The 25,943-nt window shown below is 55.4% G+C and carries 22 protein-coding genes and 1 pseudogene; 17 read left to right on the top strand and 6 right to left on the bottom strand.

The window, feature by feature from the left end; genetic code table 11:
- Nucleotides 1-50: 50 nt before the first annotated feature.
- Nucleotides 51-551, top strand: a complete 501-nt coding sequence (locus IE099_RS10160) for a hypothetical protein (protein ID WP_189569819.1) — start codon at nt 51-53, stop codon at nt 549-551.
- A gap of 26 nt (nt 552-577) precedes the next feature.
- Here IE099_RS10160 and IE099_RS10155 read toward each other — a convergent pair whose 3' ends face one another.
- On the bottom strand, nt 578-1,195 hold the full coding sequence (locus tag IE099_RS10155; RefSeq protein ID WP_189569818.1) for a rhomboid family intramembrane serine protease: 618 nt from the start codon (nt 1,193-1,195) through the stop codon (nt 578-580).
- A 610-nt stretch (nt 1,196-1,805) separates the two neighbouring features.
- On the opposite strand from IE099_RS10155, the gene IE099_RS10150 reads away from it, so the two are divergent.
- The 3 genes from IE099_RS10150 (at nt 1,806) to IE099_RS10140 (ending at nt 5,404) form a co-directional block, all read left to right on the top strand.
- Nucleotides 1,806-4,241, top strand: coding sequence for an autotransporter-associated beta strand repeat-containing protein (locus IE099_RS10150; RefSeq protein ID WP_189569817.1), 2,436 nt, complete (start codon nt 1,806-1,808; stop codon nt 4,239-4,241).
- Between the two features lie 333 nt (nt 4,242-4,574).
- The gene (locus tag IE099_RS10145) at nt 4,575-5,054 is read left to right on the top strand and encodes a hypothetical protein (RefSeq protein WP_189569816.1); all 480 of its coding nucleotides are present in this window, start codon (nt 4,575-4,577) and stop codon (nt 5,052-5,054) included.
- 206 nt (nt 5,055-5,260) lie between these two features.
- Nucleotides 5,261-5,404: a hypothetical protein gene (locus IE099_RS10140; RefSeq protein WP_189569815.1), complete on the top strand. Its 144-nt coding sequence runs from the start codon at nt 5,261-5,263 to the stop codon at nt 5,402-5,404.
- Nucleotides 5,405-5,487: 83 nt separating this feature from the next.
- Here IE099_RS10140 and IE099_RS10135 read toward each other — a convergent pair whose 3' ends face one another.
- Nucleotides 5,488-6,570 (bottom strand): FAD:protein FMN transferase, encoded by a 1,083-nt coding sequence (locus tag IE099_RS10135; RefSeq protein WP_189569814.1) that lies wholly within the window; start codon nt 6,568-6,570, stop codon nt 5,488-5,490.
- Here IE099_RS10135 and IE099_RS10130 point away from each other — a divergent pair.
- Both IE099_RS10130 and IE099_RS10125 read left to right on the top strand, forming a co-directional pair.
- Nucleotides 6,569-7,072, top strand: a complete 504-nt coding sequence (locus IE099_RS10130; protein WP_189569813.1) for a peroxiredoxin — start codon at nt 6,569-6,571, stop codon at nt 7,070-7,072. The two genes, IE099_RS10135 and IE099_RS10130, sit on opposite strands and share 2 nt — an antisense overlap.
- 47 nt (nt 7,073-7,119) lie before the next feature.
- On the top strand, nt 7,120-7,428 hold the full coding sequence (locus IE099_RS10125; protein WP_189569812.1) for a Dabb family protein: 309 nt from the start codon (nt 7,120-7,122) through the stop codon (nt 7,426-7,428).
- Nucleotides 7,429-7,459: 31 nt separating this feature from the next.
- Here IE099_RS10125 and IE099_RS10120 read toward each other — a convergent pair whose 3' ends face one another.
- Nucleotides 7,460-8,383 carry a metalloregulator ArsR/SmtB family transcription factor gene (locus tag IE099_RS10120; protein WP_189569811.1) on the bottom strand — a complete coding sequence of 308 codons (924 nt, stop codon included), beginning with the start codon at nt 8,381-8,383 and terminating at the stop codon, nt 7,460-7,462.
- A 64-nt stretch (nt 8,384-8,447) separates the two neighbouring features.
- Here IE099_RS10120 and metK point away from each other — a divergent pair, with 64 nt between their 5' ends.
- From metK to IE099_RS10100, 4 genes are all read left to right on the top strand, one after another.
- A complete protein-coding gene (gene metK, locus IE099_RS10115) occupies nt 8,448-9,647 on the top strand; it encodes a methionine adenosyltransferase (RefSeq protein WP_189569810.1) in 1,200 nt (399 codons plus the stop codon).
- Between the two features lie 52 nt (nt 9,648-9,699).
- Entirely contained in the window at nt 9,700-10,056 is a 357-nt protein-coding gene (locus tag IE099_RS10110) for a four helix bundle protein (protein ID WP_189569809.1), read from the top strand.
- A 97-nt stretch (nt 10,057-10,153) separates the two neighbouring features.
- Nucleotides 10,154-11,560 (top strand): adenosylhomocysteinase, encoded by a 1,407-nt coding sequence (gene ahcY, locus IE099_RS10105; RefSeq protein WP_189569808.1) that lies wholly within the window; start codon nt 10,154-10,156, stop codon nt 11,558-11,560.
- Between the two features lie 192 nt (nt 11,561-11,752).
- Nucleotides 11,753-12,733 (top strand): YheT family hydrolase, encoded by a 981-nt coding sequence (locus IE099_RS10100; protein ID WP_189569807.1) that lies wholly within the window; start codon nt 11,753-11,755, stop codon nt 12,731-12,733.
- Here IE099_RS10100 and IE099_RS10095 read toward each other — a convergent pair.
- Both IE099_RS10095 and IE099_RS10090 read right to left on the bottom strand, forming a co-directional pair.
- On the bottom strand, nt 12,730-13,119 hold the full coding sequence (locus IE099_RS10095; protein ID WP_189569806.1) for a hypothetical protein: 390 nt from the start codon (nt 13,117-13,119) through the stop codon (nt 12,730-12,732). The two genes, IE099_RS10100 and IE099_RS10095, sit on opposite strands and share 4 nt — an antisense overlap.
- A gap of 23 nt (nt 13,120-13,142) precedes the next feature.
- Entirely contained in the window at nt 13,143-14,753 is a 1,611-nt protein-coding gene (locus IE099_RS10090) for a leucine-rich repeat domain-containing protein (protein WP_189569805.1), read from the bottom strand.
- Nucleotides 14,754-15,542: 789 nt separating this feature from the next.
- Here IE099_RS10090 and IE099_RS10085 point away from each other — a divergent pair.
- From IE099_RS10085 to IE099_RS10055, 7 genes are all read left to right on the top strand, one after another.
- Entirely contained in the window at nt 15,543-16,481 is a 939-nt protein-coding gene (locus IE099_RS10085) for an oxygenase MpaB family protein (RefSeq protein WP_189569804.1), read from the top strand.
- Nucleotides 16,482-16,619: 138 nt separating this feature from the next.
- On the top strand, nt 16,620-17,552 hold the full coding sequence (locus IE099_RS10080) for a cyanophycinase (RefSeq protein ID WP_189569803.1): 933 nt from the start codon (nt 16,620-16,622) through the stop codon (nt 17,550-17,552).
- A 775-nt stretch (nt 17,553-18,327) separates the two neighbouring features.
- Nucleotides 18,328-20,196, top strand: a complete 1,869-nt coding sequence (locus tag IE099_RS10075; protein WP_189569802.1) for a DEAD/DEAH box helicase family protein — start codon at nt 18,328-18,330, stop codon at nt 20,194-20,196.
- Nucleotides 20,142-20,696 carry a type I restriction-modification enzyme R subunit C-terminal domain-containing protein gene (locus IE099_RS10070; RefSeq protein ID WP_189569801.1) on the top strand — a complete coding sequence of 185 codons (555 nt, stop codon included), beginning with the start codon at nt 20,142-20,144 and terminating at the stop codon, nt 20,694-20,696. Before IE099_RS10075 ends, IE099_RS10070 begins: the two co-directional genes overlap by 55 nt.
- Nucleotides 20,693-21,877, top strand: coding sequence for a restriction endonuclease subunit S (locus IE099_RS10065; protein WP_189569800.1), 1,185 nt, complete (start codon nt 20,693-20,695; stop codon nt 21,875-21,877). Before IE099_RS10070 ends, IE099_RS10065 begins: the two co-directional genes overlap by 4 nt.
- Before the next feature lie 70 nt (nt 21,878-21,947).
- A complete protein-coding gene (locus IE099_RS10060) occupies nt 21,948-23,372 on the top strand; it encodes an ATP-binding protein (RefSeq protein WP_189569799.1) in 1,425 nt (474 codons plus the stop codon).
- A gap of 11 nt (nt 23,373-23,383) precedes the next feature.
- Nucleotides 23,384-25,132 carry an HsdM family class I SAM-dependent methyltransferase gene (locus IE099_RS10055; protein ID WP_189569798.1) on the top strand — a complete coding sequence of 583 codons (1,749 nt, stop codon included), beginning with the start codon at nt 23,384-23,386 and terminating at the stop codon, nt 25,130-25,132.
- 347 nt (nt 25,133-25,479) lie between these two features.
- Here IE099_RS10055 and IE099_RS10050 read toward each other — a convergent pair.
- A pseudogene (locus tag IE099_RS10050) lies at nt 25,480-25,943 on the bottom strand (hypothetical protein); the annotation flags it as partial.

Raw genomic sequence — 25,943 nt, 5'->3', positions numbered from 1 at the left:
CTTCGTCCTTTGTTTGAATACAGGGATAACGTCGTGCGTCGTATGATGTGATGAAAAAATTATTCTCCCTAGGGGCAGCGGCGTTTGCCCTACTGCTATCGTCCTGTGCGGACCACTACTCCTACGCTGGTGGATATTCGACTTCGCGGGTGTCCGTGCACTCGGGCTACCATTATCCGGTGGGATACCGGAGCTATGGATATTATCCTACGCGGACGGCCTACATCCATGCTCCCCGCCAGGTGCGCTATCAGGCTCCCAATTATCGGGATCACCGCGACCACCGGAATTCCCATCAGCATCACCGATCCTCCGATCGCAGGCACAATGTCTCGCACTCTCCCAACAATTATCGCCAGAACGACCACCGGCAACGCGCTCCCCAGCGTGACCAGCGACCCGCTCAGCGGCAACCGAGACAAGAACGCCCCTCTAATCGGAGCCAGCCTCAGGCAGGGATGACCATGGCTTCCTATCGCAAAGCCGATTATGGCGGGCGGAGTTCTGCGCCTTCGCGGGATTCCGGGAAACGTGGAACCCGGGGCCGCTAGGGACGGTGGCAAGGCGAGCTGTCCCGTTAGGCGGCGCTATTTTCCTCCCGCTCCGCCCGCTCGCGCTTGAGTTGGGCGAGGGTTACGGGCTTGCGGAAATACTTGCGCATGGCCATTCCGCCGGCGAGGGCTCCTCCCAGGTGACAGCCGTGTCCGATCTGGAACAGACTTGCCCCCCCCAGGCTAATGATGAGCTCACCCAATTGGGAAAAGACCGGTATGCGTAAGGTCGGGATCATCAAAAGTAAGAGCGCGGTGGAGAGCACGACACCGTTCCGTAAATTGTGGGCACGGATCGGGAGGGGGAACATTCTGGACTCGGGCGAAATGGTCGTCAGGGCCACAAAGAGCCCCATCCCGGCACCCGATGCGCCCACCAGCGGAGTGTCTCCCTGAGCGAGAAGGTGGAAGACTCCTCCCAGCAGGGTGGACCAGGCGGCGGTACGCCACACTTCCTTTTCACCAAAGATATCATGGATGCGGCCGCCAAAATAATAGAGGAAGAAGGCGTTGGTCAGGCAATGGGAGAGATTGCCGTGCAAGAGTGGGTGGGTGAGCAGTTGCCACCAGTGGCCTTGGTCGAAAAGGCCTCCCCATGAAAGTCCGAGGAGGGAAAACCAAGGCACGAGGGGACCCTCGCCCATTATGGCACCTGTGAATTGAAAGGGCAGGAAGAGAAGTAGCAGGGTCGCGGGAGCAAGGGTATGGAAGTTCCATCCCGGACGCGGAAATCGAAATCGTTTCGGCCGAAACTGCATTAAGAGAGACCCCATATTAGCAGTTACCGATCCTCAGGAAAGGAATTTGCTTAGAATTCTCAAGCTCTGTGGTCGCAGGAGGGTGTTTTGCTTCCCGCGAAAAGGATGGCGGGGTGGCTTGTGCAGGGCGCGAGACGACACATTTGCGGACTGCTAACAAGTGTTTGATAGTCAAAAGAGAAGGCGCTCTTCCGGTGGGCCGTGACTTGGATGGGTCCCCATCGCTGGTAATGCGTTTCGGTCCTTTTTCTCCCTCGCGGCGACTTCTGCTAGGTGCCGCATAGATATCTGAAAAAGCAAACGGAATGACTCATATAATAGGGTGAAGGCATAGTCGTAAAGAATCAGTGGAATGTCTTGTTTATGGTCTGGCTGGGATTTTCGCGCGTCCTCAAGGCCGAAGAACCAACGGTTTTCTCGCCTTTCTGGCCATCGAACGTCCCGTGGCTTCCTTTTCAAGCAACACAAGGAAGCCGGCATTCAAGCACAAGACACCATGAATTATAAACATATACTACGAACGACGGCAGTGATTGCCGTTGCGACGACGGCTGCCCAAGCCGCCGAGTACGTCAAGGGATACAACAGGGGCTCCGGCAGCCAACTGCTCTTGGCGAATGGAGGAGCGGGGGCCACGACCTTTGTGGACGAAGCCGCCATCGGCGACGGCGATATGAACGCCGATGCCGGGAATCCCACCTGGGGATGGGAAATCAATGGCGGCTGGCAACTCGATGACCGCATCGAGTTTACCGGAATCGCCCTGCCCATCTGGGCAAACCAGCCGGATACCGACGCCACCAACAATACCCAGAATGCGACCCATCGCATTCGGTTCTACAGCTGTGGCGAGAATGATACCTTCGATGGAGCAGACAACGAGACCCTTCTGGGCACGGTGGATGTCAGCTTCACCTCGGCGGACGCCGGCGTGGACGAATACTATGTGAACTTCGATGCTCCATTGGTTTGGGAAGCGGCGGACTCATTCCGATTCTACTTTTACATTCAGGCCATCGAAGAGCCCGATACCCCGAGAGCATTGCGTATCAAGACCGGGGCGGCCAATGCTGCGGCGTTGATCCGCAATCGGGTAGACGGCAGCACCATGACGGTGGGAGGGTCGACGACAACCCGTTTGACGGTGGCTGGCTCGGTGAACCGAACCGTGTGGCACGGGGACGGTGGCACGGACGGGATCGCTGACTGGGATTCGGTCTCGAGCAACTGGAACGCGGGCTCGGCATCGTTCACTGACGGAGAAGCAGTCCTCTTTGACGAGGTCTTTGATGGTGATAGCAGCAGGGTGAATCTGGTCGGGGATTTGAGCCCGGCTGTGGTGAGTGTGGCCAACACTTCGGGAGGTTTGGTTCCAACGTATGAGTTCGTTGGAAGCGGTCGGCTTACCGGAGCAGGCGGCTTGGCTCGGTCTGGTGATGGTACTTTGACCATTAGCAACACGGGGATCAATGATTACACCGGGGGAACCGGGATCGGCGAGGGAACTATCAAATTGGGTATTACCGATGGACTCTCCACCGCCTCCTCACTGACCATTGGCGGTAGCACAGGCATTGCGAGCTTTGCGCTCAATGGCTTCGACCAGGCAGTTGCTGGTTTGAATAGTAGCGGCTCAAATCTAGCCGAGGTGGTCAACGGCTCCGCAACGCCCGCGACCCTGACGGTGAGCAACGGCGGTGCCTTCTCCGGGAGGATTGGAGACCCCTCCCTGGATTCCACCGATGATTTCAATAATTTGAGCGTGGTAAAGACCGGAGCCGGAACCCTCAACATGGTGGGTTCCTTCAACAATTATAGTGGAACCACAACCGTGACGGGGGGAACCTATATGATTAGTGATGACTTGGGTTTGGGGGCTCCTCCGGCCGAAGCCACTGCAGATGCAATCGTTCTCGATGGCGGAACTCTGCGAGCGCACTTGGCCTCGGGAACGGGAGGCAGCTTCGCCATCAATGCCAACCGTCTCATCACCCTAGGCAATGGTGGAGGCACCATTCAGACCACGACTCCCAGTGGGGCATGGTCGGTGACCTACAATGGGGTGATCTCCGGCCCGGGGTCGTTGACGAAGACTTCGGCGCAGACGCTGGTTTTGGGTGGAGCCAACACCTACACCGGTCCAACGACTGTTTCAGCCGGCTTTCTCCGGGTGAATGGGAGTCTGGTGTCTGAGGTCACGGTGCAAAGCTCGGGCTATTTTAGTGCCGGTTTGGGCAGCGTCGGCGGCGCAAGCATCGGCGGGCTGACTTTGGAGAGCAATGGTCGCTTGCAATACTACTTCGATAGTTTGGATCTGACGGGTGCCATCACCACCGTCACCGGCTCGGTCACCATTGGTTCGGGAGCTCTCCTGCTGACCGTTGATGCGGCCAGTACCGCCGTGGAGCGTCCTTTGGGAGAAAAGCTGACAATCATCGATTACTCCGGTGGTTCGCTGACTGGAACCTTCGAAGGTTTGCCCGAGGGTGGCACCTTGGACGTCGGGCCCAACACCTTTGCCATCTCTTACAATGATGATAGCAAGGTGACCCTGACTACGGTCATCTCCAACCCCTACGAGGCTTGGGCGACCGCCAACATCACCGGGGGAGCAGCTGCTGGCTTCGAGGACGACGCTGATAGCGATGGCTTGGAAAATGGGTTGGAATTCATTCTCGGCGGAGACCCTATGGTCGCGGATCCCGCGGTCTTGCCGACCTTCGTTCTGGATGAAGCCAATCTAACAATCGCCTACAACCGGGTGGCGGAGTCTATCGGCTCCACGACCCAGTTCGTGGAGTGGTCGGTTGACTTGGAAGAATGGACTTCGATTGAAGTTACTGGCACGGAGACTTCAGTAAGCATCGCGATCCCAGCGAGCAACGCAGTGAATGGCAAGTTGTTCGGACGGATTCGCGCGACGAATCCTTAATCCGCGCGAGTCTAACATCCCGCCCCGGCTCCCTTCGGCATCCTTCGCCGGATTGGTAGTCGGGTGCGGGATTTTTTTTTGATCTCGGAAGCTAATTTTACAGCGATAGCGAGAATAGAATTCGCAGGTCGCCTCCCCAGGGGGTGGAATATTCCAGAATTGAAGGCGGAGGCATTGTTGATCGGAAAGCTGGAAGCCCTGAAAATGAGGGGGCAATCCCTTGAATTTGTTTCACCTTGCGCCTTTGTCAGGAAAGCTGACGGGTTCTTTCTTTCTTCCGTCATAATTTGTTTGCATCCCTTCATCAGTTCCAATTACGATGTGCCCCACACCATGAAACATTTCGCACTCATCGTCACCTCGCTGGTCGCTGCATTCGTCTTCACTTCTTGCTGCGGCAGCCCATTTAGCCTTTGCGGCAAGAACGTCGAGCTCAAGAACTGCAACGATTGCGGCAAGAAGCAAACTTTCCCTCATCAGGGATGTGAAGGTCAGCGCTACGTTGAAAAGCAAGTCACCGAATACGTTGAGGAGCAAATCGTCGTCGAAGGAAAAAGCGCCAAAGGCGGTAAGGGTGGCATGACTACCGAAACCATCACCGTGCGTCGCCCAGTCGTTAAGACTATCCGCGAAGAAGTTCCTTGCGGTGACTGTGGTTCCAAGTTCTGCGCTACTCCTGACTGCTGTGGCATCGTACCAATCTCTGTTCTTAGCCGTGCCACCGCTCAAGGTGGAACTGGTGAGCCTCACTTGGGAACCATCCCAACAATGAAGGTTCTCGTCGACGGTGCTACCAGCAACAGTCAGCTTTAAGGCCAGCTCTAAGAACTTTCCTTGTGAAATTTTCACCAAAGGCCGGGCCAGTAAGGTCCGGCTTTTTCTTATCATCTGTTCTCGCCTTCTTCCTCTTGGAGTCTTGCCAAACGCAAGCGTCCAAAGAGTCTGAGCCTCAGGAAAAAGTGGCATCCCTCAACGACGGGCCCACGCGTTCGTTCTTGGGACTGACCAAAAAGGAGGCCATGAGTAAAGCCCGAGAGCTCAAGCTCAAGCCCCGCATTGTGCGCGAGGACATGGAGCGCTTCCGGATGACCAAGGACCTTCGTTCCGACCGAATCAACTTCGAGTTGGACAACGGGGAAGTGACCTCAGCGAAGATCTTCTAGTCCAATTGGGGCGCGAGCGTCCCGACTTTCATCGTTCCGAACTTTCGACGCCGGGCACCCGTAAGAATCACTGGGGCTCCGGACTACTCTGATTCAGGTTTCTGCGTGTTGAGGGGGACCACAGAGGGAAACTTGGGCGAAATCTGTTGCTGATCCTTGCTCAGGATTCGCGAGTGAATGTCGGTGGCGGCTGACAACTCGGTAAAAAAGCGAGGGTCGATGCAGGCTGCGGTAGCAAGCGGGTCGGACATCAGGCCGTTCTTGGCCACCACTGTTGCCATGAGCGAGTCCGTCACGCCGAGGCCAGTGCTCGGGTCGACGATGTGAGAGTAGCGCCGACCATCGATCTCGACGAACTGTTGAACATCTCCCGAGGTGGAGACCGCGCAATCTTCCAGCGTCATCACTTCGTTGAGTTCATTGTTGTAGTCCTTGAGCCCGACCGTCCATCCCTCCTTGTTGGGTGGGGCGAGTCCGCACCGCACATCGCCCCCGGCTACGACCAGCGCGTGTGGAAGGCCTCGTGCACGGAAGACTTCTAACATCGCATCCACAGCATAGCCTTTCGCCAACCCACCCAGATCCAGCCTCAGTCCATCAACGGTCTTGCGAATCCGGTTTTCCTTCAGGTCTGCTTCGACTTTTTCCCATCCAGCCATCGCTCGGGCTTCGTCCAATGTGGGGGTGCTGGGCAGTTGTCCGGCCTCCTTCGTGCGCCTCCACAGATGGGTCAGCGTTCCCAAGGTGGGGTCGTAGGCGCCATTGGTCAGGTCGGCGAGCTCCAGTCCGTAGGCCACCATGGTGAGGAAATCGTCGCTGGCCACGAACCATTCCTCTGCCGCAGTGCCGTTGAAGCGGGTTAGCTCGCTATCGGGGAGATAGTCCGAGGCGACTTGGTTGATAGTGGCCGCCCGGGTAAAGGCCTCGGTCATCGCGCTCTGGGCCTTTTCCGCAGTTTCCGCATAGACGGTGATGGAGAAGAGGGTACCCATCAGGGGACGCTCTGCTTGAAAGCGTTCCAGCACCACGACTCGTTCTTCTTCGATGAACTTTTCGGGATTCTTGCTCCGGTAATATTGGAAGGCGGCTCCGCCCGCGATGATGAGGAGAAGGAGAAACAGGAAGATTTTTGCTTTCTTCTTCTTTGGGCGTATAGGTGTCGGCATGAAAAGTTTTATCGCGTTCTGGTCCAGTCTAATCGCAATGTCCGGTCTCGTCCAAGCGGGAGAATTGGAAGTGGGTCAACCCATGCCCGAGATTAAGGTGAAAAACCAGAAGAACGAGCAAGTCGACCTCGCGGAAGCAGCGAAGACAGGTTGGGTTCTCGTCTATTTTTACCCCAAAGCCGACACCCCCGGTTGCACCAAGCAGGCCTGTTCCCTGCGCGATGCCTACGCCAAGTTGACCGACAAAGGGGTTAAAGTCTACGGAGTCTCCACTGACAGCGTGGCCGATCAGAAGGCTTTTGCGGAAAAATACACTCTTCCCTTTGACCTCTTGGCGGACAAATCCAAGAAGGTGGTCACCGCCTTCGGTGTTCCCGCCGGAATGGGGTTCGCCAAGCGGCAGGCTTATCTTTTTAAAGACGGCAAGTTGGTGTGGCGGGATTTGAAAGCCTCCACCGAGCAGCAAGCTGCTGATGTTTTGGCGGTTTTAGCCAAGGAGTAAAACACATCCGTCTTGCTAAACGCCAATGGCCCTTCTTCACTGGGGCGATGGAACACCATGTCTATTTCTGGCTGAACGAAGATAAGAAAAACCCCGAAGATCGCGCGGCTTTTGAGGGCGGTTTGAAGGCTCTTTTCGAGATCAAAGCAGTTGCCGGCGGCACTTGGGCGACCCCCGCTCCGACTGCGGTCCGTCCCGTGACGGAGAACACCTGGGACTATGCCTTGTCGGTGAAGTTCGACTCGTTGGCCGACCACGATGTCTATCAGGCTCATCCCGATCACGATGTCTTCGTGGATAGCTTCAAGTCCTGGTGGAGCCGCGTGCAGGTTATGGACTTACAGGAAGCCAACTAGCCCGCGTCCAGTTAGAGCAGCGCATCGCCGCTCAGCCCTTACCCTTCTCCGCCACCGCGAGGAGGGTCTGGAAGTGGGGGGGCTGCTCTTCCTTATCGACGATGGTCGTCGTGGGATTGCTGAATCCCGCACTCTCTAACAATTCTCCGAGATGAATCTCGGAGAACCCCAGGTGCAAGTCGTGATAGAGCTCCCGCGCTTGCTCGAAACTGTGCTGCAGCAGATCTAACACCACCAGCGTCCCGCCCGGCTTGAGGATGCGGTGCGCCTCCGTCAGGGCCTTGCCCGGATTCTGGGCATGATGCAGAGCCTGCGAAAGGAGCGCGAGGTCCACGCTGTTGTCCGCGATGGGAATTTCTTCAATTTCCCCCAGCCGGAATTCCAAGTTGGGCAGCTGGTGCTTCTTTGCCAGGTCCTGGCCGAACTCGACCATCTTCGGCGAGTTATCGATCGCGATCACTTGCGCCGCTCGTTGGGCAAAGAGCTGGGCCGCCGTTCCTTCGCCCGCCCCCAAGTCTGCCACTACCTCGTAGCGGTGGATTTTTAGGAGCGCTTCCGCCAAGGACTTCCATGATCGGCCCGGCACGTAGTGTTTGCCAAATTTTCCCGCCAATTGGTCGAAGTAGGCCCGCGTGGTGTCCTTTCGCTTGCGCAAAATGTGCTTCAAGGATTGCAGGTCGGACTTGTGCTCGGGGAGCTCCAGCGCGGCCTCGGTGGCGAGGGTCTCGAGCTTTTCCGGGAGGGTCGCCTGATAGATGTTGCTCTTGCCCGAGCGCGTGTCGGTGATCAGATCCGCCTTTTTCAGCTGGGCCAGCTGGGTCGAAATACGGGACTGCCCCATGGCGAGAATTTCCTGCAGTTCCGCGACCGAAAGAGCCTCGCGGGAGAGCAGGAGCAAGATGCGCAGGCGCGTGGGGTCGGCCAGGAGTTTGAGGGAGTTCAGGATTGACGACATGGGAAAAGCGGCTTAATCGTTGCATCAACGAATCACGATTCGTTGATACCAAAATCAAGAAGCTATGGCCAAGACCTTTATTTTTTCCTCCGAGTCCGTGACCGAGGGTCACCCCGACAAAGTTTGTGATACCGTCTCCGATGCGGTTCTTGACGCTTGCCTCGAGCAGGACAAGGACAGCCGCGTTGCGTGCGAAACCTTTGTGAAGGACAACGTTGTTGGTCTCGCGGGCGAAATCACTACCTCCGCCGAGTTCGACTACGGCGCAGTGGTGAAAAACACTATCAAGGAAATTGGCTACGACGAGGATTACGCCGAAGGCACTCCTTACTCCTATGACTGCAAGTTCGAGAAGGGCGCGCTCTTCATGAACCTGTTGGGCCGTCAGTCTCCCGACATCGCGCAGGGGGTTGATGCCGCTGCGGCGGAAAACAAGGACACCGACGAGCAGGGTGCCGGCGACCAGGGCATCATGTTCGGTTACGCCACCAACGACACCCCCGAGTTGATGCCCGCGGCCGTACTTTATTCGCACAAGCTCGGTTCGGCTCTGACCCAGCTTCGCAAAGACCGCGTTCACACCTGGTTGCGCCCCGACTCCAAGACTCAGGTCTCGGTTGAATACGTCGACGGCAAGCCTAACCGCATCACCGCCGTGGTGGTCTCCACCATGCACGCGGCCGAAATCACCACGCCCGAGATTCGTGAGCTCCTCAAGCGCGACCTCATCGACAAAGTTCTTCCCGGCGATCTTCTCACTGACGACACCGAGTTCCTCATCAACCCCACCGGCCTTTTCGTCATTGGCGGACCCGAAGGTGATGCTGGTCTCACCGGACGCAAAATCATCGTCGACACCTACGGTGGCATGGGACGTCACGGGGGCGGAGCTTTCTCAGGAAAAGACCCTTCCAAGGTCGACCGTTCCGCAGCCTACATGTGCCGCTGGGTCGCGAAAAACATCGTGGCCGCCGGACTTGCCACCGAGGTCGAGCTCCAGACCGCTTACGCCATTGGTTATCCGCACCCCGTCAGTCTCAACGTCAACACCTTCGGAACCAATACTGTTTCCGAAGAGGCCATCGAGAAAGCGGTGCAAGAGGTCTTCTCCTTCAAGCCCGCCGACATCATCTCCCAACTCGACCTCCTTCGCCCTATCTACGGCAAGTCCACCAACTACGGTCACTTCGGCCGCGAAGATGCGGGGCTTCCTTGGGAAGAGACGAACAAGGTGGCAGATCTCAAATCGGCAGTAGGAGCCTAAGGGCTTCGCTGGGAGAAAGACCCAAGACGGCGAGAGACAAGACACAAGAACCATGAGTCATCATCATTTTGAGGAACTCGAGGTTTGGAAACGTTCTTGCCGTCTCTCGGTCGAGGTCTTGCAGTTGGTTGAAGGGATGACGCTTTGGGCGCTGAGAGATCAAATTGCTCGTTCTTGCATCTCGGTTCCTTCGAACATAGCTGAAGGAGCAGAGCGCGAGACGGACAAAGAGTTCAGACGCTTTCTCAACATCGCAAAAGGCTCAGCCGGCGAACTCCGAACGCAACTTTTTATCGGAACCAAGGCCGGCTATTTCGACCCCGAAATCACCAAGAAACTAACAACCGAAGCCAAAGAGATCAGCAACATGATCCAAGGCCTCAGCAAAACCCTCAAAATTCCCGAATAGATACTCAGGTCTTGAGTCTTGTGTCTTGAAGTCTCGCGTCTTCTCCCCACAACACCTCCCGACCCCCTAACAATAACAGATCACAAAAAGAAAAATAATGAGCGAAGATTACAAAGTAAAAGACATCGGCCTTGCCGAGTTCGGTCGCAAGGAACTCGATATTGCCGAGCACGAGATGCCCGGCTTGATGCAGGTCGCGGCCAAGTATGGTGAAGAGAAGCCCCTCGACGGAGTTCGGGTCATGGGTTCCCTTCACATGACCATTCAGACTGCGGTTCTCATCGAGGCCCTCAAGAAAGTCGGTGCCGATGTGCGCTGGTGTTCTTGCAACATTTTCTCCACCCAGGACCACGCTGCGGCGGCCATCGCTGCCACTGGCACTCCTGTCTTTGCCTGGAAGGGCGAGACTTTGGAAGAATACTGGTGGTGCACTTGGCAGGCGCTTCAGTTCCCTGGCGGTTTGGGACCGCAGCTCATCGTCGATGACGGTGGCGACGCGACCCTTCTTTTGCACAAGGGTTACGAGATGGAAGACGGTTCCGACTGGGTGAACCAGCCCGCTTCTTCTCAGGAAGAGCAGGTCATCAAGGACCTCCTCAAGCAGATTGGCAAAGACCGCCCCGGCGTTTTCCATGAGTTCATGAAGGAGCTCAAGGGCGTTTCCGAAGAGACCACCACTGGTGTTCACCGTCTCTACAAGATGCACGAAGAGGGCAAGCTCCTCGTTCCGACCATCAACGTCAACGACTCTGTTACCAAGTCCAAGTTCGACAACCTCTACGGTTGCCGCGAGTCCCTCATCGACGGCATCAAGCGTGCCACTGACGTGATGATTTCCGGTAAAGTCGGTGTCGTCTGCGGATACGGTGATGTGGGTAAAGGTTGTGCCCAAGCTCTCCGTGCCCAGGGCGCGCAAGTGGTAGTCACTGAGGTGGATCCCATCTGTGCTCTTCAGGCGGCGATGGAAGGCTTCCGCGTCTTGACCATCGAGGACACTCTCGGCTGGGGCGACATCTACGTCACCACCACTGGCAACTTCGACATCATTCGTTTCGAGCACATGGAGAAGATGAAGGACCAGGCCATCGTTTGTAACATCGGCCACTTCGACAACGAGATCCAGATGGAGAAGCTCGACAACGCACCCGACGTCGTCCGCCTCAACATCAAGCCTCAGGTCGACAAATACACCTTCCCTGCTGGCAACAGCATCTACATGTTGGCTGAAGGCCGCCTCGTGAACCTGGGTTGCGCTACCGGCCACCCCAGCTTCGTGATGTCTAACAGCTTTACTAACCAGACCTTGGCTCAAATCGAGCTTTGGAAAACGCGCGAAACCCGCCCCATCGGCGTTGAGGTTCTTCCCAAGCACCTTGATGAAGAAGTAGCTCGTCTCCACCTCGAGAAGATTGGTTGCAAGTTGACCAAGCTTTCTCAGGAGCAGGCTGACTACATCGGGGTGAAGCCCGAAGGCCCCTTCAAAGGCGAAGCCTACCGCTACTAGGTCTCTAGTATTTCACCACACACACAATGAAGACGGCCTCTCCTCGGAGAGGCCGTTTTTATGTCAAGGAGCGTAGGCGTCTCGCCTGCGCTGGGTGGAGCGTGAGCCATGAAGTGCCAGTCGAATCGGCTGCGGACAATTTCTTGACTGGCTATAAGGAGGAACCTTCCCCACTTTGCCATCACTTTTTCAATGCCTGTCGTTGCCCAATCCACCTACCGGCCTCCCTTCTGGTTGCCGGGAGGACATCTCCAGACCATTGTGCCGGCCCTGTGCCGGAAGGCTCCGCTCATCACTCGGGAAAAGGAGCGCATCGAGCTCGCCGACGGCGATTTTCTGGACCTGCAATGGCATCGTCAGGGACGGGAGAAGCTGGTGATTCTTTGCCATGGATTGGAGGCCGATTGGCAAGCGAGCTACATTCAGGAAATGGCGGCGACCCTCGCGGCCGCAGGTTGGGATGTCTTGGCCTGGAGCTATCGCGGATGCAGTGGGGAGATGAACCGTTTGCCGCGCTTCTATCACAGCGGGGCCACGGGCGACTTGGGCGAAGTCATCGAGCACGCCTGTCGCAGCCACTCCGCCACCCGGATCGATCTGGTCGGCTTCAGCTTGGGAGGAAACATGATTCTCAAATACTTGGGCGAGCAGGGAGAAAAGCGTCCCTCCCGTCTGGGGCGGGCGGTGACCTATTCGGTTCCGTGTGACCTCGCTTGTTCATCCCGAGCGCTCGACACCGCTTTCAATCGCGAGGTCTACATGCGTCGCTTCATCAAAAGCCTGGCCGAAAAAGTCCGCGCCAAGCACGCCCTTTTTCCCGAACAAATGGATGATACCGGACTCGATCGCATTCGCACCTTCCGCGAGTTCGACGACCGCTACACCGCGCCTTTGCATGGCTTCCGAGATGCCGAAGACTACTGGGCGCAGAGCAGCTCCCGTCCCTTTCTTCCGCGGATTCGGATCCCGGCGCTCCTCATCACCGCCGACAACGATCCCTTCCTCGGGCCGAATTGCTATCCTCACCGTGAGGCCGAAAGCAGCGATCACTTCCACCTCGAGGTCACTCACGGAGGCGGCCATGTCGGCTTTGCCACTTCGAGGAGTCAGTCCCCGTGGATGGCCCGGCGGGCCTTGCAGTTCCTTTCCACTTCCTCAGACTCGCTCGCCTAGAGACCGGATAGGAAGATGCTTCCAACCAAGGCAACTGCTGGCGCGAAAAGTATCTGGATGAGCCAAAAGGAGAGCGCCTTCTTCATGATGGCTTTATTCAACAAAGTGTCAGCTCGGCCCGAGCTTCGAGCCACCTGCAGATGGGCGGCAAAGAGCCCGCAACCCAAGGTCAGAGGGAAGGGGAGAAAGGCCGCGCCAACGCCCAGCAGAAGAAGGACCTGCTCAAGAAAGGTTGTCCCTGAAAGCACCATCAATGTGGTCCCGGCGAAGGCTGCCGCGATGAGAGACAGCCCGGGAAGGAACCAGCAAAGGCCGAACAGGAAGTCGACGATGCGCTCACCTCCAACAATCTGCTCAGGGAAATGAGCGTGTGAAGTCCCAGGCATCTTAACAGGGGACAAGCTCCTTTTCATCGTCTCATATTCTCCCGTTCCCCACACCGTTCAATCCTCAGATTGATAAGAGACTCAATCTCGTTCAAACCATTGAAATCGTTCAACTGGGGACAGGCTCTCAGAATGAGATTCTTCAATTCTTCACACTTTCCAAGACCCTTTAGCGAAGTCATTCCTTTCGAGAAGGATACATTGAGATGCTGGAGATAGGGCAACTCGGTCGTTTGCTCCAAATTGAGATTGTCGGCCGAGTCGATTTCCAACTTCAGAAGCTGCCGGGGAGGCAACAAGGACCTCAACTTTGGACTGTAAGTCACTTTAAGTGATTCCAATTTGTCAAACTGGGTCAGGTCCAGCACTTCGCTATCGTGAGACATGAAGTTCAACTCCTTTAAGTTCGGGAGACCGGTTAGAAGATCCAAATCACAGTTTCCGTTTGTCTTGATAGTTAGACTCCTGACTTTTCGAAGTTCGGGATTATCGAGCAGGTATTCCAACTCCAGCAAACCAGCTCCATAGAGGGTGAGGGTATCGAGATAGGGGAGCTGACCGATTGACTTGAAAGACGTTCCGGTTCGAAAGTTCACGGTGAGTTTCTGTAAGTTTGGCAAGTCTCCGATGGGAAAGGCATTGCTCACCGTCAACTCCTGCAAGTGTCTGAATTGACCTTGAGCCATCAACTCTTCAACTAGCTCTGGCTTGACCCGGTTCGTCGTCAAGTCAAGACTACTAAGTCGCGGAAACACTCTGAGAAACTCCCCCTTCTGATAGAATTTTTCATTGATACGGAGACTGGTTAAATTGGGGCAATTGGCAAAAGCAATAGCAGGACGAACATACTTGTTTTCCGAGCTGTGAACTCCCATGTGAACCGCTTCCAATTTCGTCAGCTTGCTCAAGCAGTCAAAGATCTCTCTGGGAAACCATTCCTCAGTTCTTTCGTTGAATCCCAGGAAGCGTAAATTCTCCAAGTCGGCTAGAAAGGGGATCTCCTCTTCCTGCAAGAATGCGGTGAGGCTCAGGGTCTCAAGGCGAGGACAATTCTTCAAGGTGCTCAATCCCTGCAGTTCGCGGCAATAAATCTGAAGGTATTCCAATTGGGAAAGTCTTTCCAAACCTTCCAGATTCAAATCAGTTTGATAAGTATTCACCTGCAAAGCCTCCAAACTGTCAGGCAAGAGAGACCAGTCAAAATCGTTGGACACTGCATCGAGAACCATCGAGACCGGCTTTGTGCTTCGCAGGGATCCATCTTCCAAGTGGATGGAGTGAAGATGCACCGTCGCTCCCTGTTCTATCCAGTTTCGATATTGAGCAATGGCATCCTCGTCTTCGAAACGTGGATGCCAACGAAATCCGATTACCCGTGAGTGCTCCTCAAACCCACTGCGAAGACGGAGAACTTTCTCATCCGCAGTGAGCAACCAGTCCGAGTTGCCATCGTAGCGAACTAGCGTGTCGACTCCAAATTTCAATCCCCCACCCACTCGAACCCAAGCTCCTTTGTGCAGATAACAATCGTGCCTTTCAAATTCTTGATAGGAGGATCCTGCCGGGATCAGTCCTTCAAAACCAAAGTGGCAATCCAGCTTCGGGGCATGAATGGAAAGTCTCGTCCAATTCAAGGGATGAGAGACCAGCGGGGGAGGAAGATCTGGCTCCTGTCTTTTCTCCCAGGCAAGCAACCATTCCCGATCTTCTTCCGACAAACGGACCAATGGCAGACGAAAGATTTTTTCATCAGAGCTTCTCTTCAATTCGACCTCTGTTTCGTGAACCGCCACAACTTCGGCCTCCAACTCTTTCCCTTCGGTACTTTGAAAAGTTCGCGGTGCCGCATCCGCCCCTCCCAATATCGCCCAGAAGCAAAAGAACCCAAGGGAGGCGAAAGTCCATCTCTCAAGATACCTATCTAACATCCGCATCATCCTCGGGTCATTAAACACATATCTCCCCCTTCTAGCAAGACTGGGTGACGAGCTCTTTAAGGTAGCGCGTCTCATCGCTGAAGATGCCGTACGAAAAAGTCATCCCGATCTGTCGGCGACGACCTCCGACCGGGAAGGGTGGGGAGCAAAAGAGCAAGAGTTGCTGCGGCTCCCGAAGAACCATCAGAACCTCACCCGCAAGTTCGTGCGACTTCAAATGCAACCTTCCATGAGCGCTTTCACCGAGCAGTCGAGCCACCTTACGTTTTTCATAGAATGGAATTTCTTCAAAAAGGAACGTCCACGCACATCGAGTTTCGCAATCTCAGCAAGTTTCGCGCTCACCTCCAACAATCATCTCAGGGAAGATGGCGGGGGAGGCCTCAGACCTTGTCAGCCCTCCTCTCGATTCGGCGCAGTATTGGCTGGGAGCTTCTTCCTCTTGCTCATTCGCATTCCGAGTGTATTTGAGAGACCCATAGCGAGATGTCTGCCCCCCGAAACAACGCCATCCAGCAAATTCTTTCCAAGCGCTTTCGCATCCTGCTGACCGGCGATCCCGAGGGCGTCCCTCCTTGGCTCGCCGACGTCGCCGCCAGCGATCAGCCCGGCCTCTATCTCCCCGATGAAGCTCCCTGGATTGCCCACGGCGACATGGCCACCCTCGTCGGAGGTATCCGCGCCCTTCTCATGCAGGCTCTCCATCCCGGCAGTCTCACCGGGGTCATGCAGCACTCCCGGTATAAGGACGAGCCCCTTGGTCGCCTCTCCGGCACCATCCGCTGGCTCACCATGACCACCTTTGCCTCCACTGCCGCGGTTTCCGGCGAAGCGGATCGCGTCAACACCATGCACCAGCGCGTGAAGGGCACCTACCAAGATTCAGAGGGAAAGACCGTCCCCTACCGTGCCGCCGACCCCGACCTCCTTCGTTGGGTTCACATCGCCTTCATGGATTCCTTTCTCCGCTGCCACCAACTCTACTCCACCCGCGCCCTCCCGGGTGGGGCGGACGAATATATCCGCCTCTGGTCGCAGTCCGTCATCCCCCTGGGTCTCACCGAGGTCCCCATGTCCGAGGACGAACTCCTCGCCGAGATCGATCGCTACCGCCCCGAGCTCATCGTCAATGATGCCACCCGCGAGGTCATCAGCTTCATCAAAAATCCTCCCCTCCCGAAGACCTCACTGCCCGCCTACCACTTTCTCTTCAAAGCGGCCCTCGCTTCCCTCCCGCGCGAGTATCAAGACATGATCGGACTCGGTCATCCCTCGCTCCGCATCATCCAGCCCATCACCCGGAATCTCCTCACCCTCATCCGCCTAGCCATCGGCCCCGAGACCCCCATCGAAGAAGCCGCCATCGAACGCCTCCACCGCGCCGGAGTGATGAAGGATGGCAAGATCATCCGCCGGCCTTGCTGACCTCCATTTCATCCCTCTCATGCAGCTGGGAAAAGCACTTCGCTTCGGGAGGTTCCCTCGAGGCTTGAACAGTGCTATCACTCCAGCCGTTCCGCAAGGCCCCTCCCTCCATCGCCCCCCGTTCACCCTGATTTTCCCATGACCGCCCTCTCTCAAACTTTCTCGAAAGAACAAACTCCTACCAGGATCCACGGACTGATTCGCCTCGCCTGTCTCGGGGCCATCTTACTCGGCTTCGCGGGCCTGCTGCAGGGAGAAACCACGGGGCCGGAAAAAGGCGTGCTTCTCATTCATGGGGGAGGAAACGTGAACTATCAGGAGTTTGTGGCGCTGGCCAAAAAGGCTTCCGGCGATGAACAGCCGGTGATTCGGGTCATCACCACTCCTCAAGGGGAAAGAAGGAAGGCCGACTTCCAGAAAGGCATTCCCTATCGCACCGTGAGTGGCCTTAAGAAAATCTTCCGGCTGAAGGAGGTCACCGAGCTCTACACCTTGTCCCAAGAGGAAGCCAACACTCCCGCCTTCTATCAACAACTCGACAACGCCGATGCCGTTTACATCACTGGGGGGAATCAGTGTTTTCTAACAGATGCCTTCTTGGGGACCGAAACCCTTGCCGCTATGCAGAGGTTGCTGGATCGTGGGGGAGTGATTGCCGGCGCCTCGGCCGGGGCCCAAGTGCAGTCCTCATTCATGACCCGGGGCGACTACACCAGACGCCAAATCCTGGGCGACCAGAAGCATCAGGAGGGTTTAGCCTTTGTCAAAAACGCCGCCTTCGATGTCCACGTGGAGGAGCGGGGGAGGGAAGAGGATTTGTTGGAGTTGTTTCGCGCGAAAAAATCCCAACTGCAGGACAAGGACCTCGAACCTCTTGAATTGTTAGGAATCGGGATCGATCAAGGCACCGCCATCACCGTCACCCGGAACCAGTTTCGCGTCACCGGCAAGGGGCAGGTCTATCTCTTTGACCCCCAGAAGTGGGAGGACGACAAAGACTCCTGGACCTACCAAACCCTCCAGCCCGGCACCACCTATGACCTGAAGCTTCGCAAGGTTATTGAGGAGTGATGGGGAATAGGGGAAAGACACTCCCCATCGCATTCCAAAAGGTGTGGAGAGTGGGGGCGGAGGAAAATCTCCAGAAGTATGAACAGTTCACGGCCTTATTCTCCAAACGGATAATAAAACCATTCCCCAGCTCTCCTTATTATTCAAAAAGGCCGTTTTAGATAATAAGAGCCGATTTCTGGTCGCGTATTCTCTATGACGAGACCAAAACGCTCCCCAGAGCGAGTCCAAAACTCGACTCGGACACTTTGTCCTCCATAGGGAAGACTACCGTGCCTTCATCCCTAGCCTATACGATTAAGCTTTCGAGCGTGGTTTCCCGCGTAAAGCCAGCCTGCAGAGAACACAGCTGCTGCAAAGCCCAACGCAGCTTTGTGATATCTCTTGCTAAAATAGTCTGAAATTGGCTCTACAAGCGGCTTAAGGGGGCCCTCGAACTTCAACGAAGTGATATTGTGATTACCTATAGATACAATTGCAAAATATCCGGACGCCGCGATTACAGATAGTGAGATAAGAAAGGGGCGATGAAGGAAAATGTGCAGCCTGATTCTTAAAGGATTCATCCCTTTACTTTTAGCGTGTTCAAGTTTCGAGGCTATTCCAAAAGTGGACTGTCTTTTTACTAGGTGTTCTTAATATGGGCCGAACCCTTCTTAAATTCTTCGAAAAGATCGGAAAGCCCCATTTTGCGATAGAAAAGTGAATTTGAGAGGGAGGTAGCTCGGGACTTGTTCTCTTGGTATGTTCTGGCAGACTTTGTTCGTAAATAACTGTGTCTCTCAACGAAGCCGATACCCGAGCCAAACTCATCGACCCTGCTCTCAAAGAGCGAGGTTGGACGGAGGCTCATCTTCGGCGTGAGGAGTCAGCGGGTCGCATCGCTATTATCGAGGGGAAGCCGGTGCAGTCACGCCAAGGTCGCACCGATTACACGCTGCGTCTGCCTGGGGCGAAGGATGAGCAACCTGTCGCGGTGGCTATCGTGGAAGCTAAGGCTGAAGCCAAGTTGCCTGCTCATGGGTTGGAGCAGTCGAAAGGCTATTCTCGCTCGAAGGTTCTTCACGTGCCCTTTGTCTTTTCGACCAATGGTCATCTCTTCGTGGAGTTCGATCATTTTACCGGCAAAGAAACCGAGCCGCGGCCTCTTTCCGGATTCCCGACTCCGGGGGAGCTTTGGCAACGTTACGAGGCTGGAATGGGTTTCCAGCTCACCGACCCGGCGGCGCGGCCTCTTCTGACCCCTTATCATGGCAGCGGAGAGAGTCAGCGACGTTACTATCAGGACGCAGCGATTCGGGCAGTCTTCGAGCGGATGGCAAAGCCCAATGAATCGAATCGGGCTCTTCTTTCGTTAGCCACTGGATCAGGAAAAACCTTCCTTGCGGCCCACCTTTTACGCCGCTTGGCAGACGCCGGGGTGTTGCGGAAAGCCCTCTTCATTTGTGACCGCAAGGAATTGCGCGAACAAGGGGCAGGAACGATTCGTTCTGTTTTTGGAAGCAATGCTGCGGAGGTGAAGAGTGGACGACCTGAGAAGAATGCCCGCATCTTAATCGCCACCTATCAAACTCTTGGGGTTGATCACGATGATGACGACTCTTCTTTCCTAACCACCCACTATCCCAAAAACTACTTTTCTCACATCATTATCGACGAGTGCCATCGCTCGGCTTGGGGGAAATGGTCGGAGGTGTTAGACAGGAATCCCGACGCCTTCCAAATCGGGCTCACCGCCACTCCGCGCGAAATCAAACTTGCTAAGAAGACCAAGGACGTCGATGACGAGCAGGAGAAGAAAATCGCCGCCGATAACATCAAGCACTTCGGTGAGCCGGTCTATGAATACTCCCTCTCGCAAGCGATGGAGGATGGCTACCTAGCGGCCTGCGATATTCGCAAGCGCGATATCTTCCTGGAGCACATGCCGGATCCCGAGGAGCAAACCGGCCTGCGGCGGAGCCAGCTGCGCGGAAAGGTTCTCACCGATGCTCGCACAGGCGGCGTCATCAATGACGCTGACTTGCCGCGTGACTATCGGGCCCAATCCTTTGAGAAGTTTCTTCTTCTCCCCGAGCGCGTTCAGGAGTTGGCGGAGGATTTCTTTCGAGGCTTGCTCGCCAGTGGGGGACCGCTGCAAAAATCGGTTATTTTCTGCACCTCTGATGCTCACGCGGGAGCCATCGCGCGGGCTCTCAACAATTGCTACGCGGACTGGTGCAAAACGACGGGACAAGCTCGACGCGAGCCCTATGCCTTCAAGTGCACCAGTGCGTCTGGCGGCAATGACCAGCTCCCCGACTTCAAGGGCGCGGGCACGCATCACTTTATTGCAACTACGGTGGACCTCATTACTACCGGGGTCGATGTCCCGGCCATTCGCAATGTTGTTTTGCGCGCTATCTCCGTTCGCCCATCGCCTTCTATCAGATGGTGGGGCGGGGGACACGGATTGACCGGGCCTCGGGCAAGCTCATGTTCCATGTCTGGGATTACACCAATGCCACCCGGCTTTTTGGACAAGGGTTCATCTCTCCGCCGCCTTCCGGGGAAACGGGCGAGAGCGGCGGCGGTGGTGGCACAACCTATGTGGAAGCGCGCGGCATCTCGGTGGAGATTCGCGATGGGGGGCACTCCATCTTGACCGAGGTGGATGGGCAGGCCATGCCGGTCTCGCTGGCGGATTACAAGGCCCGCTTGGCGGCAGCGCTCTTGGCGGAAGCTCCTGATTTAGCCTCCTTTCTGGCGCAATGGATCGAACCCACGCGCCGCAGCGAACTTATCGAGCAGTTGCCGGAAGCAGGCTCGGCCCCCGAGCGGATTCGGATTGTGGAAAAGATGGACGACTTCGATCTCTTTGACGTGCTGGCGCACCTCGCCTACCAAAGCCCGGCTCTCACCCGTCAACATCGCGCCGAACTCTTCGCGGCGCGCGAGGCCGAGTGGCTCGCGGCTTTGGGTCAAAACACGGAAGCAGTCCTCCTCGCCATCGTGCATCAATTCGTGGCCAATGGCACCGAGGGTCTGGAGCTGAAAGATATTTTTGACGTCCCCGCCATCAAACAAGCCGGTGGAATTAACGCGCTGGGAGAACATCCCGGAGAGCTGGTTGCGGAAGCGAAACGGAGGTTGTTTGCAGCATGAAGTATCCCCGTGTGTCTTTAGATAGTATAGCGATTATTGAGATGGGTCATAGTCCACCAGGATCGAGTTACAACGATTTGGAAGTTGGGACCCCGTTGATAAATGGTCCCACGGAGTTTACACAAACCTCTCCTGTTGCAACACAGTGGACAACTTTGCCAACAAAGCTTTGTGAAAGTGGAGATATTCTCCTTTGCGTGCGGGGGAATACTCTTGGGAAGCAAAATATTGCTGACTCTGTTTACTGTATAGGTCGCGGTTTGGCAGCTATCCGAGCCCGTGTTGATATATCAGACCAGCGCTTTCTGATTCATACGACTCAGTATTTAGCACGAGACTTTTTAAACAATGGTGCAGGATCTACCTTTCCGAATTTGTCAGGAGAAAAACTTAGAAATTTTCAAATCCCCCTCCCACCTCTCGCCGAGCAAAAACGCATCGCCGCGGAACTCGATGAACAGCTTGCCTCTATTGAAATCGCCCGAGCTGCGGCTGAGCGACAAGTCGAAGCAGCTAAAGCACTGGAGCGCTCTCTTCTTGGGGCCGCCTTTCCTGATACTACACCTGTTCGCATTGGTTATCCGAGTGATTCGCTTCCGGAAGGTTGGCGATGGCAGCGACTTCTCGATGTCGCCCGGCTCGAATCTGGTCACACCCCCAGCCGCCGTCACCCCGAGTGGTGGGGTGGTGATATTCCATGGATTGCTCTACCTGATATTCGTAAGTTAGACGGGTTGGTCGCTCTTGATACTCGTGACCATCCGAACGAGCTAGGCATTGCAAATTCCTCTGCGCGAATTCTTCCAAAAAATACGGTTGTTCTTTCGCGCGATGTGGTGGTTGGCTTTGCCACTTTGCTTGGGCGAGACATGGCAACCAGTCAGCATTTTTTTAACTGGATTTGCGGTGACTCTCTATTGCCCAATTTTTTGCTTCATGCCTTTCGATGCTCGAAATCTTATTTGGAGTCCCAAGCATCGGGCGCGATTCATCAAACAATCTATGTGCCGGCTGCGAAGGACATGCACCTCGCTCTTCCCGACCTCGCTACCCAACAAGCCGTTGTCACTCAGCTCGACGACCAGCTAGCTGCTCAGCGGGAAACCCTGCAAGCAGCCCAAACCCAGCTCAAAGCCATCCAAGCCCTCCCTGCGGCGGTCCTCCGGGGCGTTTTTGGGTAAAAATCGAAAGAAATACACTTAATTCAGTTGATTAAGCCTAGTGTAAAAGGCTTAATTTCGGAAATTAAGCGTGGATATTCCTAAATCAGAGCTTTTTGCTGTTCTCCAAGAGTTCAATCCTTGGTGGTCAGAGCAGAGCAGTGGCGACTTACCCGACTGGGAGCGGACCGCGATGAAGCGGCTGCGGGCTTGGGCGATGAGCTCGTCCAAGCGGGCTCTCTTGCTCAGCGGAGCGCGCCAGACCGGGAAGACGACTCTCTTTCGGCAGCTGATTCGTCAGCTGGTGAGCGAGAAACAGGTGGAGCCGAGCAAGATTCTTTACGCCACTTTCGACCATCCCATCCTCAAGCTCGCAGGGCTGGAAAAGACCTTGGCGGCCTGGGCAGAGCTTTTTCCAACCAAGGCTGGGGACACGCAGTGGCTCTTTCTCGACGAAATTCAATATGTTGATGACTGGCAGGTCTGGGTGAAGCATCAGGTGGACTTCAAGAGCCACCTTCGCATCGCTTTGACGGGTTCAGCGAGCCCTCTGCGTGATGGGTCCACTGAATCGGGGGTAGGACGATGGGAGACGCTGCCGCTGCCGACGCTTTCTTTTGGCGAGTATTTGAGCCTTCGTCAGGTCGAGCTTGATCCTGTGCCGGTAGTGAGTTCTCTCATCGATTGCTTTGAGTGGTCGGCGGGCGACTTTGCACGCGCAACCCGACAGGGACAGGCCCTCGTGCCGCACTTCCATGAGTATCTTTTGCGAGGTGGTTTCCCTGAACCCGCGCTCACCGATGACCTGACGCGTTGTCAGCGGCTCTTGCGGGAGGATATTGTCGATAAGGTTCTCAAGCGAGATATGACTGCGCTCTACGGGGTGCGGCGGATTATTGAATTGGAGAAAATCTTTCTTTATCTCTGCTATCACGACGGAGGCATTCTAGATATCGCGGCGATCTCGCGCGAGTTGGATGGCATTACCCGGGAGTCGGTCTCCAAGTTTCTCGATCTGTTCGAGTCCACCCATTTGATTTACCGCTTGCGGCCCTATGGCTATGGCAAGGATATCTTGCGTGGAAAGACTAAGGTCTATCTGGCCGATGCGGCCTTGCCCGGGTCGGTTCTGTTACTCGGTCGTCGCTTGCTGAAGGAACCCAAGCGCTTGGGGGCCGCAGTCGAGACCGCATTCTTCAAGCATGTCTTCACTCGCTATTATGCCGACCAACCTACCTTCAGCTATTCGCGGGAAAAAACGAAAGAGCTGGAAGTCGATCTCGTAGCCGAAGTGGGAGCTCGCATCGTGCCCTTCGAGGTGAAGTATCAGGATGCAGCCGTGACCCCTGGGAAGCTGAAAGGCCTGTGCCAGTTTCTTGAAAAAAATGGTATCGAGCATGGTTATGTTATTACTCGTCGCTGGGAGGATTTTCGAATTCTGGATGAGTGGTCTAATAAGAACTCCCGAATTCTAGCCGTTCCAGCCGCTTTGGCTTGCTACTGGCTTTCCCTCTAATCTGTTTCTCAATGTCAAAATCTTCAAAATCCTCAAAATCGCTCTCCCTCGCTTCCTTCGACGATAAGATCTACGGCGCCTGCGATATCATGCGGCGCTCGAATTGTTCGGGAGCGATGAACTATGTCCCCGAGCTGACCTGGATTCTTTTTCTGCGCATTCTTGATGTCTTGGAAGAACAGGATGCCAAGCGGGCGGCGGTCCTAGGCTTGGAGTTTACCCCGAGCCTGCAGAGTCCCTACCGTTGGCAGGACTGGGCGGCGACTCCGGATGAGAATGAAGATATCACTGCGGGCGACGCGGGTTGGAAGCGCAAGGAACTGACTGAGGGCGAGGTCAACGAGTTCAAGCAGTGGGTCAACAATGAGCTTATCGTTCACTTGAAGGATTTGCGCAATCAGTCGGGAGCGACTTCGCGGCAGAAGATTATCAGTGAGATTCTCTCCGGAGTGGAACGGGTGCGCGTGGATACCGACCGTAACTTTTTAGATGTCTTGGATAAGATTGACGACATCAATCCTGACCAAGTGGACGACCAACACGTCTTCACGCTTTCGCAAGTTTACGAGGGACTGCTGGCAGACCTCGGCGATAAGGCGGGCGATGGTGGGCAGTTCTTTACCCCCCGCGAGATTGTTCGGGCGACTGTTAAGGTGATCGACCCCAAGATTGGGGAAACGGTCTATGATCCGGGCTGCGGAACGGGAGGGTTTTTGGCGCAGGCCTTCGAGCACATGACGGGGCCGAATCATGAGAAGGTGAGTCATGCTCGTGATATGGAGCAACTGAAGAGCCGAACCTTCTTTGGTCGTGAGAAGGAGAACTTGGTCTATCCCATCGCCCTCGCCAACCTAGTGTTGCATGGCATTGACTTTCCTCAGCTTTGGCATGGCAATACCCTGACAGGTGATGCGCAATACGAAGGCCTCTTCGCGGATGCGCCGCCTCAGTTCGACGTCATTCTTTCCAATCCGCCCTTTGGGGGTAAGGAGGGCACCGATGCTCAGGCGAACTTTGCCTTCAAGACCAAGGCGACGCAGGTTCTCTTTTTGCAGCATGTTATCGATAGCCTCGCGCCCGAAGGACGCTGTGGAATTGTGCTGGACAAGGGGCTCCTTTTTCGGACTAACGAGGAGTCTTTCGTGAAAACGAAACGTAAACTGTTAGACGAGTGTGATCTCTATTGCATCCTGTCGCTTCCGGGTGGGGCTTTCTCAGGTGCCGGTGCGGGGGTGAAGACGAACTTGCTCTTCTTTCAGAAAGGAAAGGCGACGGAGAAAATCTATTACTACGACTTGTCAGACGTCAAAGTGGGGAAGCGCACTCCCTTCACTTTGGAGCGCTTTGAGGAGTTCTTTGAGCTTTTGCCCAAGAGGGGCGAGAGCGAGCGGAGCTGGACGATAGACTTCGCAGCTAGGCGGAAAAAGGCGACAGCTGATGCGCTGCCATTTTACAAAAAGGCCGAAAAAATTCGTCAAGAAGCCGAAAAGCTCAATGAGAAAATCAAGGTTCGCAAGAAGGCTAAGGCTCCGAGGGAAGAAATCGAGTCTCTCGCGAAAGAACACAAAGAGTTGGTCAAATCAGGGCGAGAGGAATCCAAGCGGGCCGAGGCTATTGAGCTTACGGTCTATGATTTGAAAGCGGTTAACCCCAATGCTGTCTCGCAGCAAGACCAACGTTCGCCGGAAGTACTGTTGGAGGTCATTGCAAAAGAAGGGGAGAAGATTCGAGCGGCTTTGCAGGGGCTGAAGAAAGGATAGTTTGATCGTTCACAGAACAGTGAGCAGGACCAAAGGGAAGGGTCAGAAAAGCGGGCAAGCGAAACACCCAAACATTTCGACAATGGATAGGGCTAGTAGAGAGGCGTGTCTGCCTTTCGCACTTGTTCTTTTGTGGAGTCTTGCTTTTTGCATTTTCAGTAGCGCTAGGGAACTTTTTGGACGGGTTAGAACTTCAAGAGTCAACCAAGGCCTTGAGGTTGTGTTGACGAATCGGTGGAGCGGGCTGAAGACCCGCGCTCCGGACCTTGTGAGAGGTTGCTTTGGTCCAAAAAAAACGGCGGCTTCTTTCGAGGCCGCCGTTTTGGGTGTGAAGGGTTGTTGGGTGCTTACTTGCCCCAGGCTTCCATGAGCGAGCGGCCCATGTCGGCGGGGGTTTCGGCGACGACGAGTCCGCACTCGGCGAGGATGCGCTTCTTGGCTTGCGCGGTGTCGTCTTCGCCACCAACGATGGCTCCGGCGTGACCCATGCGGCGTCCGGGAGGCGCGGTCGCTCCGGCGATGAAGGCCGCGACGGGCTTTTTGCAGTTGTCTTTGATCCAACGTCCCGCTTCGACCTCGGCGTCGCCGCCGATCTCGCCAATCAAGATGATGGCTTCGGTCTCTTCGTCGTCGTTGAACATCTTAACGATGTCGAGGTGGGAGGTGCCGTTGATGGGGTCGCCACCGATGCCGACGCACGAGTGAAAGGGGTCAGTCCAGAATGGCACTGCATTAAGCCACATTTCGTTGATTTTTAGGGACGGAAAGCTGGTCACGAAAACGTAGTTTTTGTGTGAATAATAACCCGCTT

The organism is Roseibacillus persicicus, from assembly GCF_014651675.1.
Classification (GTDB): Bacteria; Verrucomicrobiota; Verrucomicrobiia; order Verrucomicrobiales; family Akkermansiaceae; genus Roseibacillus; species Roseibacillus persicicus.
Note: the sequence above shows the minus strand (reverse complement) of the source record. Positions and strands in the feature narration are given on the sequence as shown.